Below are 14,445 nucleotides of genomic sequence, written 5' to 3' on the forward strand. Positions count from 1 at the left end.
CTACTTCGCCGGCTCGAGGATCGAGACGTAGTTGGCGACCGCCGCACCGCCCATGTTGAAGATGCCGCCGATCTGCGGGTTCTTGAGCTGCATGCCCTCGGGCGCCTGCCCGGTGAGCTGCATCGCGCTCATCACGTGCATGGAGACGCCGGTGGCGCCGATCGGATGGCCCTTGGCCTTGAGGCCGCCGGACGGATTGACCGGCAGCTTGCCGTCCTTCTGGGTCCAGCCTTCCATGATCGCGCGCGCGCCCTGGCCCTTCGGCGTCAGGCCCATCGCTTCGTATTCGATCAGCTCGGCGACCGTGAAGCAGTCATGGGTCTCGACAAAGGACAGATCGGAGAGCTGCAGGCCGGACTTCTGCAGCGCGCGCTGCCAGGCGACAGTGCAGCCTTCGAACTGCAGGATATCGCGCTTCGACATCGGCAGGAAATCCTGCGCATGGGCGGTGGCGCGGATGTTCACGGCCTTGCCCATGGTCTTGGCGGTCTCGGCATCGGTCAGCACCAGCGCGGCGGCGCCGTCGGAGACCAGCGAGCAATCGGTGCGCTTCAAGGGACCGGCGACGAACGGGTTCTTGTCGCTCTCGGCGCGGCAGAACTCGAAGCCGAAATCCTTGCGCATCTGCGCATAGGGGTTGGCGACGCCGTTCTTGTGGTTCTTGGCGGCGATCATCGCCAGCGCATCCGACTGGTCGCCGTATTTCTGGAAGTAGGCCTGCGCGATCTTGCCGAACACGCCGGCGAAGCCGCCGACCGTGTCGCCGTCCTCAGGCAGATAGGACGCCTTCAGGAGGTTCTTGCCGATCTCCGGCCCCGGCGTCTTCGTCATCTGCTCGACGCCGACGACGAGCACGATCTTGGCGGCACCCGCCTCGATGGCGCGGATGCCCTGGTGCACCGCGGCCGATCCGGTGGCGCAGGCGTTCTCGACGCGGGTGGTCGGCTTGAAGCGCAGCGCCGGATTGGCCTGCAGCACCAGTGACGCCGTGAAGTCCTGCGGCGAGAAGCCGGCGTTGAAATGGCCGAGCATGATCTCGTCGACGTCGGACGCGGCAATGCCGGCATCGGCGAGCGCCTCGTTGGCGACCTTGACGACGAGCCCCTCGACGGTCTCCGCGTCAAACTTTCCGAATGGCGTGTGCGCCCAACCCACAATGCTGGCTGTCATGGCCGTATCTCCCTGTTCCTGTTCGGGAGTTATGTAGCGTATCTCGAGAGCGTTTTCGAGCGAAGTGGATACCGGTTCGCGTAAAGAAAACGCGTTAAAACCAGAGTCTAGAACCCCGTTCCTATCGGAACGGAGTTCTAGCCGGCTTTCAGCGTTTTCATCGCCTTCGCGCACATGGCGGTTATGCCCGCCCAGTTGCCGGCGCGGATATCGGCCGCCGGGCACAGCCAGGAACCGCCGACCGCGAGCACATTGGGCTCGGCGAGCCAGGTCGCCGCATTGGTCTCGCCAATCCCGCCGGTCGGGCAGACCCTGACGTTCGGGAATGGACCGGCCAAGGCCCGCAGTGCCTTGATACCGCCGGCCTGCTCGGCGGGGAAGAATTTGACGACGTCGAAGCCGTGCGCCAGCGCCTGCATCAGCTCCGAGGCGGTCGCGATCCCCGGCGCGAAAGGCAGCCGGCTGGCAGCGACCGCCTTCAACAGCTCGGGCGTCGCGCCCGGGCTGATGCCGAACTTGGCGCCAAGCGCCTCGGCGCGCGCCAGATCGTCGCCATTGAGGATCGTGCCGATCCCGACCACCGCATCGGGCACCTCGGCGACGATGGCCCTGGCCGCATCGACCGCGACCGCCGTACGCAGCGTCACCTCGAGCGTCCGCACGCCGCCCGCGACCAGCGCCTTGGCGAGCGGTACCGCGTCCTCAAGCCGCTCGATGGTCAGCACCGGGATCACGGTGGCCTGGCGGATCAGCTCGGCGATCCGGTCCTGCTTCGATGTCGTTGTCATTGCGAGACCTTGCGGGATGGTGGGGGACGAGGCGCCTTCTTCGGCGGCATGGCGTAGCGTGGAATGATCGCACCGGGATAGCACACCACGACCCCGGCCAGACGATGGCCGGCGCGCGCCGCTTCCTCGGGCTCGGCGCCGCCGAGCCGCGCGGCGAGATAGGCCGCGGCAAAACTGTCGCCGGCCGCCGTGGTATCGACCACCGGTTTCGGCAGCGGCTCTGCCCTCACCTCGCGCGTTCCGCCGGCGGAGCGCACGATGCAGGCGGGCTCGGCGAGCTTCAGCACGACCTCGGGGCTCGAGATGCCGGCGAGCAGCGCGGTGTTGCTCTCGCCGGGATAGAGCGGCGCCAGATCCTCGGTCGAAGCAAGCACGATATCGGCGGTCTCGAATGCGCTGCTGAAGACCTTCCGCGCGAGAGCCAGGTCCGGCCAGCTGCGGGCGCGGAAATTGGTGTCGAACGCGAAGCGCGTGCCCAGCAGTCGCGCGCGCTTCAGCGCCGCCATCAGCCGGTCCCGCCCATCCTCGCGCAGGATCGAGAGCGTGATCGCCGAGAGATAGACGATATCATAGGTCGCGAGCGAGTTCAGGATGTCGGCCGTCTCGGGCAGGTCCATCAGTTCGCGGGCGGCGGCGCTGTCGCGCCAGTGGAAGAAGCGCCGCTCGCCCTTGTCGTCGGTCTGGATCAGATAGAGCCCGGGCAGCTTGCCGGCCAATCGCGCGACATGCTTGGTGCCGATGCCTTCGCTCGCCCAGCCCGCGATCATCTCATCGCTCAGCGCATCATCGCCGAGCGCCGTGATGTAATCGATGTGGACGCCGAGCCGGGACAGATAGACGGCGGTGTTGAGCGTGTCGCCGCCATAGGAGCGCGAATACAGCCCTCCGGGCTGGCCGCCCGGAGCCTGTCGCAACTCGATCATGCATTCGCCGATGCTGGCGACCCTGGTCATGCCAAGACCCGCGTGCCTGAGCGGAGCTAGGCGGCGAACTTGCCGCCCAGTTCGTCCTCGATGTGGATGCGGATGATGTCGTCGAACGTCTTCTCGGCGGTGGTGAAGCCGAGCTTCAGCGCGCGGTCGGTGGCGAAATCGCGCGGCCAGCCCGAGACGATGCCGATGATGGTCGGATCCGGCACCCGCTTGATCCGCGCGGTGACGTTCTTGCCGGCAACGCGCTCCAGCGAGGCGATCTGCTCGCCGACGCTGACGGACATCCCGGGCATGCTGAGATTGCGCCGCGGCCCCATCGCGTTGAGGTCCATGGTGCCGGCGTGGACCAGGAATCCGACCGCCGATTTCGGCGAAGCGTGCCAGTGCCGCACGTCCTCGGACACCGGCAGCACCGCCTCCTCGCCCGCCAGCGGCTCGCGGATGATGTTGGAGAAGAAGCCGGATGCCGCCTTGTTCGGCTTGCCCGGCCGCACGCAGATCGTCGGCAGGCGGATCGATATCCCGTCGAGCAGGCCCTTGCGGGTGTAATCGTTGATCAGCAGCTCGCAGATCGACTTCTGCGTGCCATAGCTCGTCAGCGGCGTATGGAAGAACTCGTCGCCGATCTTCTCCGGGAACGGCGCGCCGAACACCGCGATCGAAGAGGTGAACACCAGCCGCGGCTTGTAGCCGCCGCCCACCGCGCGGATCGCATCGATCAGATAGCGGGTGCCGTCGAGATTGATCCGGTAACCCTTGTCGAACTCGGCCTCCGCCTCGCCCGAGACGATCGCGGCGAGATGGAAGATCACGTCCGGCCGCTCGGCGATCAGGGGCGCCGCGGCGCCGGCATCGGCGAAATCGGATGCGACGACATTGACCGGGATCGAGGCGTTGGCGGGCTTGGCCGGCGCGACCACGTCCTGCAAGGTCATCCTGCTGATGTCCTGCTTGCCGAGACGGCCTTCACGCAACAGACGTTCGGTCAGCTTGCGGCCGACCATGCCGGCGGCGCCCAGAATCAGAATGTGCACGACCCTGCTCCCTTTCTTCTCTTCTTCGAATTCAGCTGCGGGCCTTGCGCGCTCATTCCTTCACGGCACCCGTCATCGCCGAGACATAATGCTCAACGAAGAAGGCGTAAAGAATAACCAGCGGCAGCGAGCCGCATAGCGCCCCTGCCATCAGGGAACCCCAGCGATAGATGTCACCGTCAACGAACTCGTTGACGATGGCGACCGGCACGGTCTTGTTCGGGGTCGATTGCAGGAACGTCAGCGCGTAGATGAACTCGTTCCAGCACAGCGTGAAGCAGAAGATGAAGGCCGAGATCAGGCCGGGAATGGCGAGTGGCAGCACGATCTTGATCAGGATCTGCCAGCGGCTGGCGCCGTCGATCAGCGCGCACTCCTCGAGCTCGAACGGAATGGTCTTGAAATAGCCCATCAGAAGCCAAGTCGAGAACGGGATCAGGATCGTCGGATAGGTCAGGATCAGCGCCATCGGCGAGTCGAACAGGCCGTACTGGAACACGACGGTCGCCAGCGGAATGAACAGGATCGAGGGCGGCACCAGATAGGCCAGGAAGATCAGGCCGCCGACGACGGTGGCGCCCTTGTAGCGGAGCCGCACGATCGCATAGGCCGCGAGCACGCTCGCGATGATCGACAGCACGGTGGCGCCGATCGCCACATACATCGTATTCCAGAGCCAGTGCGGATAGTAGCTCTCGAACAGCAGCTTGTGGATGTGCTTGAAGGTCGGATTCCAGGTCCAGAACGGATTGTACTTGTCGAGGTCGAGCAGCTGGTCGTCCGGCTTGATCGCGGTCAGTCCCATCCAATAGAACGGGAACAGCAAGATGATGACGATGATCGACAGCGGGATGTAGAGCGTCACGATCCGCCGCGGCACCGACTGCAGATAGCTCATGCCCTCGCTGTTGTCGACGCGCGCCGGCGTCGACAGGATGCTCTTCAGATCGACCTTCTGTGCGGGGAGATCAGTCATTGCTTTCTCCCTGCTGCCACTTCCTGCGCTGCAAGCCGAACCAGGACACCATGATCGCGGCGAGCAGGAACGGGATCATCGCGCTCGAGATCGCAGCGCCCTCGCCCAATTGTCCGGCGATGATCGCCCGCTGGTAGGACAGCGTCGCCATCAGGTGGGTGGCGTTGACCGGGCCGCCGCGGGTCATCGCCCAGATCAGCTGGAAGTCGGTGAAGGTGAACAGCACCGAGAACGTCATCACGACCGCGATGATCGGCGTCAGCAAGGGATAGGTGATGAAGCGGAACATCTGCCAGCGCGACGCGCCGTCGAGCGTCGCGGCCTCATAGAGCGAAGGCTGCACGGTTTGCAGGCCGGCCAGCAGCGTGATCGCGACGAACGGCACACCGCGCCAGATGTTGGCGAAGATCACGCAGATGCGGGCCCAGGTGCTGTCGCCGAGGAAATTGATGTTCTGGGTGATCAGGCCGAGATGTTTCAACGACCAGGAGATGATCGAGAACTGCGAATCGAAGATCCACCAGAACGCCAGCGCCGACAGCACGGTCGGCACTATGAACGGGATCAGCACGGCGGCACGCAGCAGCGCCTTGAACGGCATGCGCTCGTTGAGCAGCAGCGCGAGATAGAGCCCGACCGCGAATTTCACCGCGCTCGCGACGGAGGTGTAGAGCAGCGTATTGAACACCGACAGCCAGAAGATGGAATCGTCCCACAGCCACTCATAGTTCTCGGTGCCGATAAAATGACCGACGCGGCCGATGCGGGTGTCGGTGAAGGACAGCCAGATCCCGAGGCCCAGCGGATAGGCCAGGAAGAAGATCAGGAACGCCATCGCCGGCACCATGAACCAGAAGCCGAGCCAGTTCTTGTTGTGGCGCAGCTGATCCCAGGCGGTGGCTTCGCGGATTTCAGTCTTCCCACGTCGCGGCGCAAGGGCGATGTCAGCCATAAGCGATGTCCCGATTGCTCATGCGATTGAGCATGACCACGCAATAGTCCAGTAGTGGCATTCCAGGATGGTGCGGACGGCGGCTCGCGCCGCCCGCGCGCATCACGTCAGCGATAGGTGCGCTTCAACTGCCGCTCGGCCTCGGAGATCGCCGCCTTGGCATCCTTGGCGCCAGTGCAGTAGTTGGCGAACATGTCGACCACGATGAAGTCGGCGATCGCGGTCGCCGCCTTCTCGCCGGGGTTGCCAATCCCGGAGGCCGGCAGCGTGCGCTTCGAGGCCTGCGAGAACACCGCGTTCTTCGGGTCGGCGGTCCAGACCGGCGCGTTTTCGTAGGCGTTCAGCGTTTGCGTCAAGTATCCCTGCGCCCCGTCCAGCCACTTCTCGAACTGATCCTTCTCCAGCATGAAGGCGATGAACGCCTTCGCGGCATTCGGGTATTTCGTGAAGTTGAAGGCCAGAATCGGCAGCGCCAGTTGCAGTTCGGTCGGCTTGCCGATGGGCCCGACCGGATGCAGCGCATGATAAGTGTCTTCGGCGAGTTCCTTCTTGGTTGGATCGGTCTTGGCCGCGACATAGATCGAGATGCCGTTGAGGGTACAGTAGAGCTCACCGGCCAGGAACGCCTTGTTGTTGGATGAGTCGTTCCACGAGGCAACACCCGGAATGAAGGTTTCGGACAGCGCCTTGCAATATTCCAGTGCCTTCACCGTCTCGGGCGAGTTGATGATGACTTGATCCTTTTCGTTCACGGTATAGGCGCCGTGACCCCACAGGATCCAGTGCAGCCAGCCATTGGCGTCGCCGGTGGCATGGCCGAGCGCAAAGCCGGCTGGCGTGTTATTCGCCTTCATCGCCTTGCACATTTCGAGGAAGCCCGGAAAGTCCTTCGGGAACTCCTTGAAGCCCGCCTTGTCTGTCGCCGACTTGCGATAGGTCATGTAGCCGCCGTTGGTCGCAACGGGAATGCCCAGCCAGTCGTCGCCGAGCTTGCAGGTTTTGGCCGCCGCGTCCGTCCAGCCGCCATACTTCTTGCCGAGGTAGTCGGCGACATCGTTCATTTTCAGGACTTTGGTCGGGAACAGCTGCGGCAGCGTGTGCAGGCCCCAGGCGAGGTCGAGACCGGAGCCGGTGTTCGCGGCGACCGAGGCCTTGGGCTGCACGTCCTCGAAGGACTCGCTGAACACGTTCATCTCTGTGCCGGTTGCCGCCTTGAAGGCCGCCACCATCGCATTGAAGGCATCGTCTTCCGCGGGCACGAAGCGCTTCCAGCGCATCACGGTGAGCTTGGCGCCGGGCTCCGCCTTCCAGGGCGCGCTCTGCGCCCAGGCCTTGGCGAAGTCAAATAGCGCCGGCCCGGTGAGCATCCCGGTTGCGGCCAGCGCGGTGCCGCCCTGAAGTAGCGAGCGGCGAGTGAAATCGTGCATCGTCCTTCCTCCCAAATGACTTTGTTTTTGTTGCTTTTGATCTGGCCTGTTGGTCGGCCATTCAGATCGATCAGTCGGTCAGCTATTCAGTCGTTTCCCCGTCGAATCGTCGAACAGATGGACCAGCGCCGGATCCGGCTTGAGCCGAACCTTGTCGCCCGGGTTGAACTGATGGCGCTCGCGGAACACGGCGACGACCTGCTCGCCGCCGAGCTTGGCAAACACCTGGGTCTCCGAGCCGGTCGGCTCGACCACCACGATCTCGGCTTCGGCGCCGTCATCGGCAATGGTGAAGTGCTCGGGCCGCACGCCGTAGACCGCGGGTTGGCCGTCGGAATTGGCCGGCGCCGATTTCAACGGCAGCTTGACGCCGTTCGGCCCCTCGAAATAGGCGGCGCCGTTCACCTTGACCTTGCCCTTGAGGAAATTCATCGCCGGCGAGCCGATGAAACCGGCCACGAACTGGTTCTCGGGCTTGTCGTAGAGCTCGAGCGGCGAGCCCATCTGCTCGACGATGCCGTCATGCATCACCACGATCTTGTCGGCCATGGTCATGGCCTCGATCTGGTCGTGGGTGACGTAGACGGTCGTGGTCTTGAGTCGCTGATGCAATTCCTTGATCTCGGTGCGCATCGCCACCCGAAGCTTGGCGTCGAGGTTCGACAGCGGCTCGTCGAACAGGAACACCTGCGGATCGCGCACGATGGCGCGGCCCATGGCGACACGCTGGCGCTGGCCGCCGGAGAGCTGGCGCGGATAGCGCTCGAGCAGCGGCGTCAGCGCGAGGATTTCGGCTGCACGCTTGACCCCGCTCGAGATCTCTTCGGGCTTGGCGCCGCGCAGCTTCAGCGAGAAGCCCATATTGTCGGCGACCGTCATGTGCGGATAGAGCGCGTAGTTCTGGAACACCATCGCAATGTCGCGCTCTTTGGGCTGGACATTGTTGACGACGCGGTCGCCGATCGAGATCGTTCCGGAGGTGATGTTCTCAAGTCCCGCCAGCATGCGCAGCAGGGTCGACTTGCCGCAGCCGGAGGGGCCGACCAGAACGACGAACTCGCCGTCCTCGATCGGGATCGACACGCCGTGCAGGACTTCGAAATTACCGAACGACTTCCGCACGTCGCGAATCTGGACCGACGACATCCACTTCCCTCCCTCAAGTTCCCGACGGCGTACGACGAGTGCCGCCACCGCTCTGTTTTGTTCCGGCCACGCTGGGTGCGCGGCTCTGTTGGACTTGCGTTATTGTCCGCAGTTTATCCGGTTTTGGCAATCGTTCGATTAGCAATCGCTTGGTAGCGCTGTCAATATCGGTTTGTCTGCGACGAACGTCGTGATATGAGCGGCAAATGGCCCGAAAGCGCATCACGCCAGGCAAGATCCGGCTCGCCGAAGTCGCGAAGCTTGCCGGCGTCAGTCCGATTACGGCCTCGCGGTTCTTCAGGAATCCGGATGCACTCTCGGCCGGCAAGCGCGCCCGGGTCGAAAGTGCGGCAAAAGAACTCGGTTACGTGCCCAATCTCGCGGCACGCGCGCTTGCGTCGCAGCGCACCGAGGTGATCGGTGTCCTGATCCCGTCACTGACCAACAACGTGTTCGCCGACGTGCTGCGCGGCATCTATGACGCGCTCGACGGCAGCCGCTACAGCATTCAGCTCGCCAACACCCGCTACAGCATCCTGCAGGAAGAGCGCCTGCTGCGTCTTTTTCTGGCACAGAAGCCGGCCGGGCTGATCATCACCGGCATCAACCAGACCGACGATTCCCGCCGCATCATGGAAACGGTTGATTGCCCAATCGTGCAAATCATGGAGGTCGGTCCCTCTCCGATCGACATGATGATCGGATTCTCGCATTTTGACGCAGCAAAAGCCGCAATCGCCCACCTTCTCGCACAGGGCAACCGGCGGATCGGCTTCCTCGGCGCGCGAATGGATCCGCGGGTCCAGCGGCGGCTTGACGGCTATCGCGCCGCGATGACCGAGGCCGCGCTGTTCGATCCGCAACTCATCGTCACGACGGCGATTCCAACCTCGGTGACGCTGGGCGGGACGCTGTTTGCCGACCTGCTCGCCAAGACGCCCGACATCGACGCGGTGTTCTGCGTCAATGACGACCTGGCGCTCGGCGCGCTGTTCGAATGCAAGCGCCGTCACATGACGGTGCCGGAGCAGATGGCCATCGTCGGCTTCAACGACCTCGAATTCATGGCATCGAGCGAGCCGACGCTGAGCAGCGTACGCACCAATCGCTACGAAATGGGCAGAAACGCTGCCATGATGGTGATCGAGACGCTCGAAGGACGCCGGCCCGCCGAGCCCGTCGTCGATCTCGGCTTCAGTGTCATGGAACGGCAAAGTTCGGCCCGACGCAGCTGACATGCACTTGACACCAGCCTGTCATAAGGGACGCGAAAAATGACAAAATGGTAGCGCAACCAAGTGCCTTCAACTAAGGTCCAATCCATCCACTGAAACACCTGTGCGTGATCGCTTGGGTTTGTAATGCGCGGCGATTTGCGCAAGGTAGAACGACGTTGAACCAGAGCCCTTGAATGGGCCCATCAAGAGTTTGCATTGCGGGAGAAACCAATGACAAAACCCCACACCAACGGGCATAGCGCCGCAGGCGAGACCAAGACGGGCAAGGGCCGCAGGCTCCGCTCCCAGGAATGGTTCGACAACCCGCACAATCCGGGCATGACCGCGCTCTATCTCGAGCGCTACCTGAACTACGGCTTGACGCGCGAGGAATTGCAGTCGGGCAAGCCGATCATCGGCATCGCCCAGACCGGCAACGACCTGTCGCCCTGCAACCGCCATCACCTCGAGCTTGCGCACCGCGTCCGCGAAGGCATCCGCGCCGCCGGCGGCATTGCCATGGAGTTTCCGACCCATCCGATCCAGGAGACCGGCAAGCGCCCGACCGCGGCGCTCGACCGCAACCTCGCCTATCTCGGCCTGGTCGAGATCCTGTTCGGCTATCCGCTCGATGGCGTGGTGCTGACCACCGGCTGCGACAAGACCACCCCCGCCTGCATGATGGCGGCGGCGACCGTCAACCTGCCGGCGATCGTGCTGTCGGGCGGTCCGATGCTGAACGGCTGGCACGAGGGCCAGCGCACCGGCTCCGGCACGGTGGTGTGGAAGGCGCGCGAGCGGCTTGCCGCGGGCGAGATCGACTATGAGCAGTTCATCGAGATCGTGGCCTCCTCGGCGCCATCGGTCGGCCATTGCAACACCATGGGCACCGCCTCCACGATGAACTCGCTCGCCGAAGCGCTGGGCTTCTCGCTGCCGGGCTGCGCGGCGATCCCGGCGCCCTATCGCGAACGCGGCCAGATCGCGTACGAGACGGGCAAGCGCATCGTTGACATGGTCTGGGACGACCTGAAGCCGTCGGACTTCCTGACCCGCGAGGCGTTCGAGAACTGCATCGTGGTCAACTCCGCGATCGGCGGCTCGACCAATGCGCCGATCCACATCAATGCGCTGGCGCGCCACGTCGGCGTCGAGCTGTCGATCGACGACTGGCAGAAATACGGCCACGACGTGCCGCTACTGGTGAACATGCAGCCGGCCGGCTTCTATCTCGGCGAGGAATATCACCGCGCCGGCGGCGTGCCGTCGGTGGTGCGCGAGCTGATCAAGCACAAGCGCATCCACGAAGGCGCCCTCACCGTCAATGGCCGCACCATGGGCGAGAATTGCAAGGAAGCGCCGAAGCCCGACGGCGACGTGATCTGGGGCTACGACAAGCCGCTGGTGAAGGACGCCGGCTTCCTGGTCTTGCGCGGCAATCTCTTCGATTCCGCGATCATGAAGACCAGCGTGATCTCGAAGGAATTCCGCGACCGCTATCTGTCCAACCCGAAGGACCTCAACGCCTTCGAGGGCCGCGCCATCGTGTTCGAGGGCCCGGAGGACTATCACGCCCGGATCGAGGATCCCGCGCTCGACATCGACGAAAATTGCGTGCTGTTCGTCCGCGGCACCGGTCCGATCGGCTATCCCGGCGGCGCCGAGGTCGTGAACATGCAGCCGCCGGCGGCACTGATCAAGCGCGGCATCCTGTCCCTGCCCTGCATCGGCGATGGAAGGCAGTCCGGCACCTCGGGCTCGCCGTCGATCCTCAACGCCTCGCCGGAAGCGGCGGCCGATGGCGGGCTAGCGATCCTGAAGACCGGCGACAAGGTCCGCATCGACCTCAACAAGGGCAGCGCCAACATCATGATCTCGGAGGACGAGCTGCGCACCCGTCGCGCCGAACTGAAGGCCAAGGGCGGTTTCCCGCACCCGGCCAACCAGACGCCGTGGCAGGAGCTGTACCGCCAGACCGTCGGCCAGCACGCGACCGGCGCCTGCCTCGAGCTCGCGACGCGCTACCACGACATCGCCGGCAAGGTCGGCGTGGCGCGGGATAATCACTGATCTGCAAGACCGTCATTGCCGGGCTTGACCCGGCAATCCATCGCTCTTCGAAAGATGGATGCGCGGGTCAAGCCCGCGCATGACAGCAAAAACATACGAGAACCGAAGGAAGAAACGCATGTCCAATCGACTGAAGGGAAAGCGCGCCGTCGTCACCGCGGCGGCGGCAGGCATCGGGCGCGCATGTGCGATCGCATTCGCGCGTGAAGGCGCGACCGTGATCGCCACCGACATCAACGAGAGTGGCATCGCCAGCCTCGGCAAGGACGGCGTCGCCGAGACCGCGCGGCTCGACGTTCGCAGCACCGCCGAGGTCAACAGCTTCGCCAAGCGCGTTGGAAAGATCGATATCCTGCTCAATGCGGCGGGCTTCGTGCACCACGGCACGATTCTGGAGTGCTCCGACGAAGACTTCGACTTCTCGTTCGATCTCAACGTCAAGTCCATGCACCGGACCATCAAGGCGTTTCTGCCGGCGATGCTGGCCGGCGGCGGCGGCAGCATCGTCAACATTTCGTCCTGCGCGGCGTTGCGGCCGCCGGCCAATCGCTATGTCTACAGCGCGTCGAAGGCGGCGGTTTCGCTGCTGACGCGCGCGGTCGCGCTCGACTTCATCACCCAGGGCATCCGCTGCAACGCGATCTGCCCCGGCACCGTTGAGACGCCCTCGATGCTGGAGCGTGCGACTGCCGCGGGCCCGGACGGACGCGAGAAATTCGTCGCCCGCCAGAAGATGGGCCGGCTCGGCACCGCCGAGGAAATCGCCGCGATGGCGGTCTATCTTGCAAGCGACGAAGCCGCATTCACCACTGGTGTCGACATGGTCGTCGACGGCGGCTTCATGCTCTGATCTCAACCTCTCCCCGCTCTTTGCGGGGAGAGGTCGGATTGCGAAGCAATGCGGGTGAGGGGCGAGGCACACTGCTTCCATATGCGCGCGTGGAGACAACCCCTCACCCCAACCCTCTCCCCGTAAGAACGGGGCGTGGGAGCGGATTTTTCGCCGCGGCTGCACTTGAGGCAAACGTCAAAGGATTGAATCAATGAACAAGATCGATCTCAACGACCGCTGCGCCGTCGTCACCGGCGGCGCGCAAGGGTTCGGCCGCGCCATCACCGAGCGCTTCGTCGCATCCGGCGCCAGGGTCGCGATCTGGGATTTCGACCAGCCGCTGGCAGAGAAGACCGCCAGGGCGATCGGCGAGAACGTGATCGCGATCAAGACTGATGTCACCGACCCGGCCGCGGTCGACGCCGCACGCGATCAGACGCTGCGGGCGTTCGGCAAGATCGACATTCTCGTCAACAACGCCGGGATTACCGGAGCCAACAGGCCGGTATGGGAAACCGATCTCGACGATTGGCGCAGGGTGATGCGGATCAATCTCGAGGGGCCCTTCATCTGCTGCAAGGCGGTCGTGCCGACCATGATCGGCCAGAAATACGGCCGCATCGTCAACATCGCCTCGATCGCCGGCAAGGAAGGCAATCCGAACGCCGCGCATTATTCGTCGTCGAAAGCCGGCCTGATCGCGCTGACAAAATCGCTCGGCAAGGAGCTCGCGCAGCACGACATCCTCGTCAATGCGGTGACGCCGGCGGCGGCGAAGACCGCGATCTTCGACCAGATGACGCAAGCACACATCGACTTCATGCTGTCGAAGATTCCAAAAGCCCGCTTCGTGCAGGTCGAGGAACTCGCTTCGATGGTGGCGTGGCTGGCGTCGGAAGATTGTGCATTCTCGACCGGCGCGGTGTTCGACATCTCTGGCGGCCGGGCGACCTACTAACTCCCTCGCCTCGCCGGCTGCCGAAGCGCTGCGACGAGATGATCTGCAAGCAATGACGCCGCGCGCGCAAGGTTCGGCGCGCGGTGCAGGCGAATCGCTGCGCGCGGCAGCCGCGGCATGCCGTCGCGCGCAGTCAGGCGCCGCAACGTCGGCGGAAAGGTCCCCGACTTCACGACCGTCACCGCAAGGCCCTGCGCCGCGATCGCCTCGACCGCGGACAGGCTGTGGCTGACGAAGGCGAGCCGCCACGGCCGGCTCGCTTGGTCCAGCGCCTGCATCGCCCAGCTCCGGAACAGGCAGCCCTGCGGATAGAGCGCAACCGGCAACGGATCGAACTCCTCGACACGGTGCGTGGCGCTCGCAGCCCACACCGCCTGCTCGATGCGCAGCAACTCACCCTCGCCACGCCCCTCGGGGTGCATCGCGATCACGAGGTCATAGGCTTCGCCAAGCCGCTCCGTCATCGACGATGTCAGCCCCGTCTCCATCTCGACATGGATCAACGGATAGTTGGCGATGAACTCCTTGAGCAGCGGCGGGACGATCAGCGTCCCGTAATCGTCCATCACGCCAAGGCGCACCCGTCCGTCGATGCCGTGCTCGCGCACCCGCCCGACCGCCTCCGCGTTGAGGCTCAGAATCCGGCGGGCGTAGCCGAGCAATCCCTCGCCGGCCGCGCTCAGATCGACGCTGGACGTGCTGCGTCGAAACAGCTCGGCCTGCAGCCGCTCCTCCAGCCGCTTCACCTGCATGCTGATGGCGGATTGGGTCCGGTTCAGCGCCGCGGCGGCGCGGGTAAAGGAGCGATGGTCCGCCACCGCGACAAAGGCCTGCAGGAGATCCGGGTCCAGGACGGGCGTGCTCATCACAATCCGTGATTTAGCTGATCAGATTTATTCCATTCACTGAATATCGGCCCTTCCCTAGATTGCGCAAGCAAAAC

13 protein-coding genes are annotated in these 14,445 nt (G+C 64.2%); 4 read left to right on the forward strand and 9 right to left on the reverse strand.

The genetic code is table 11. The annotated features are described in order from the left end of the window. The 8 genes from ACE10Z_RS27695 to ACE10Z_RS27730 form a co-directional block, all read right to left on the reverse strand. The gene (locus ACE10Z_RS27695; RefSeq protein WP_375783588.1) at positions 1-1,170 is read right to left on the reverse strand and encodes an acetyl-CoA acetyltransferase; all 1,170 of its coding nucleotides are present in this window, start codon (positions 1,168-1,170) and stop codon (positions 1-3) included. Between the two features lie 137 nt (positions 1,171-1,307). Beyond that, positions 1,308-1,958: a bifunctional 4-hydroxy-2-oxoglutarate aldolase/2-dehydro-3-deoxy-phosphogluconate aldolase gene (gene eda, locus ACE10Z_RS27700; RefSeq protein WP_375783589.1), complete on the reverse strand. Its 651-nt coding sequence runs from the start codon at positions 1,956-1,958 to the stop codon at positions 1,308-1,310. Continuing rightward, the gene (locus tag ACE10Z_RS27705) at positions 1,955-2,911 is read right to left on the reverse strand and encodes a sugar kinase (protein WP_375783590.1); all 957 of its coding nucleotides are present in this window, start codon (positions 2,909-2,911) and stop codon (positions 1,955-1,957) included. Before ACE10Z_RS27705 ends, eda begins: the two co-directional genes overlap by 4 nt. Positions 2,912-2,937: 26 nt before the next feature. Further along, positions 2,938-3,924, reverse strand: coding sequence for a D-erythronate dehydrogenase (denD, locus tag ACE10Z_RS27710; protein WP_375783591.1), 987 nt, complete (start codon positions 3,922-3,924; stop codon positions 2,938-2,940). Positions 3,925-3,976: 52 nt separating this feature from the next. Next, entirely contained in the window at positions 3,977-4,900 is a 924-nt protein-coding gene (locus ACE10Z_RS27715) for a carbohydrate ABC transporter permease (RefSeq protein ID WP_375783592.1), read from the reverse strand. Next, positions 4,893-5,852 carry a carbohydrate ABC transporter permease gene (locus ACE10Z_RS27720; RefSeq protein WP_375783593.1) on the reverse strand — a complete coding sequence of 320 codons (960 nt, stop codon included), beginning with the start codon at positions 5,850-5,852 and terminating at the stop codon, positions 4,893-4,895. Before ACE10Z_RS27720 ends, ACE10Z_RS27715 begins: the two co-directional genes overlap by 8 nt. 107 nt (positions 5,853-5,959) lie before the next feature. Next, entirely contained in the window at positions 5,960-7,279 is a 1,320-nt protein-coding gene (locus ACE10Z_RS27725; RefSeq protein ID WP_375783594.1) for an ABC transporter substrate-binding protein, read from the reverse strand. A gap of 78 nt (positions 7,280-7,357) precedes the next feature. Continuing rightward, positions 7,358-8,425, reverse strand: a complete 1,068-nt coding sequence (locus ACE10Z_RS27730; protein WP_166296685.1) for an ABC transporter ATP-binding protein — start codon at positions 8,423-8,425, stop codon at positions 7,358-7,360. Positions 8,426-8,631: 206 nt separating this feature from the next. On the opposite strand from ACE10Z_RS27730, the gene ACE10Z_RS27735 reads away from it, so the two are divergent. The 4 genes from ACE10Z_RS27735 (at position 8,632) to ACE10Z_RS27750 (ending at position 13,502) form a co-directional block, all read left to right on the forward strand. Beyond that, positions 8,632-9,660: a LacI family DNA-binding transcriptional regulator gene (locus tag ACE10Z_RS27735; RefSeq protein ID WP_375783595.1), complete on the forward strand. Its 1,029-nt coding sequence runs from the start codon at positions 8,632-8,634 to the stop codon at positions 9,658-9,660. A 213-nt stretch (positions 9,661-9,873) separates the two neighbouring features. After that, entirely contained in the window at positions 9,874-11,712 is a 1,839-nt protein-coding gene (locus ACE10Z_RS27740) for an IlvD/Edd family dehydratase (RefSeq protein ID WP_375783596.1), read from the forward strand. A 118-nt stretch (positions 11,713-11,830) separates the two neighbouring features. Beyond that, entirely contained in the window at positions 11,831-12,562 is a 732-nt protein-coding gene (locus ACE10Z_RS27745) for an SDR family oxidoreductase (protein WP_375783597.1), read from the forward strand. A 193-nt stretch (positions 12,563-12,755) separates the two neighbouring features. After that, entirely contained in the window at positions 12,756-13,502 is a 747-nt protein-coding gene (locus ACE10Z_RS27750) for an SDR family NAD(P)-dependent oxidoreductase (RefSeq protein ID WP_375783598.1), read from the forward strand. Here ACE10Z_RS27750 and ACE10Z_RS27755 read toward each other — a convergent pair. Next, a complete protein-coding gene (locus ACE10Z_RS27755; protein ID WP_375783599.1) occupies positions 13,499-14,368 on the reverse strand; it encodes a LysR substrate-binding domain-containing protein in 870 nt (289 codons plus the stop codon). The two genes, ACE10Z_RS27750 and ACE10Z_RS27755, sit on opposite strands and share 4 nt — an antisense overlap. Between the last annotated feature and the right edge of the window lie 77 nt (positions 14,369-14,445).

The sequence above is a fragment of the Bradyrhizobium sp. Pha-3 genome (assembly GCF_042258615.1).
Lineage (GTDB): Bacteria > Pseudomonadota > Alphaproteobacteria > Rhizobiales > Xanthobacteraceae > Bradyrhizobium.

Excerpts from the sequence above, each read along its gene's own strand:
- ACE10Z_RS27695 (WP_375783588.1), bottom strand. The coding sequence starts at position 1,170 with ATGACAGCCAGCATTGTGGGTTGGGCGCACACGCCATTCGGAAAGTTT.
- ACE10Z_RS27715 (WP_375783592.1), bottom strand. The coding sequence starts at position 4,900 with ATGACTGATCTCCCCGCACAGAAGGTCGATCTGAAGAGCATCCTGTCG.
- ACE10Z_RS27750 (WP_375783598.1), top strand. The coding sequence starts at position 12,756 with ATGAACAAGATCGATCTCAACGACCGCTGCGCCGTCGTCACCGGCGGC.
- ACE10Z_RS27725 (WP_375783594.1), bottom strand. The coding sequence starts at position 7,279 with ATGCACGATTTCACTCGCCGCTCGCTACTTCAGGGCGGCACCGCGCTG.
- ACE10Z_RS27735 (WP_375783595.1), top strand. The coding sequence starts at position 8,632 with ATGGCCCGAAAGCGCATCACGCCAGGCAAGATCCGGCTCGCCGAAGTC.
- ACE10Z_RS27755 (WP_375783599.1), bottom strand. The coding sequence starts at position 14,368 with ATGAGCACGCCCGTCCTGGACCCGGATCTCCTGCAGGCCTTTGTCGCG.
- eda (WP_375783589.1), bottom strand. The coding sequence starts at position 1,958 with ATGACAACGACATCGAAGCAGGACCGGATCGCCGAGCTGATCCGCCAG.
- ACE10Z_RS27740 (WP_375783596.1), top strand. The coding sequence starts at position 9,874 with ATGACAAAACCCCACACCAACGGGCATAGCGCCGCAGGCGAGACCAAG.
- ACE10Z_RS27730 (WP_166296685.1), bottom strand. The coding sequence starts at position 8,425 with ATGTCGTCGGTCCAGATTCGCGACGTGCGGAAGTCGTTCGGTAATTTC.
- ACE10Z_RS27705 (WP_375783590.1), bottom strand. The coding sequence starts at position 2,911 with ATGACCAGGGTCGCCAGCATCGGCGAATGCATGATCGAGTTGCGACAG.
- ACE10Z_RS27720 (WP_375783593.1), bottom strand. The coding sequence starts at position 5,852 with ATGGCTGACATCGCCCTTGCGCCGCGACGTGGGAAGACTGAAATCCGC.
- ACE10Z_RS27745 (WP_375783597.1), top strand. The coding sequence starts at position 11,831 with ATGTCCAATCGACTGAAGGGAAAGCGCGCCGTCGTCACCGCGGCGGCG.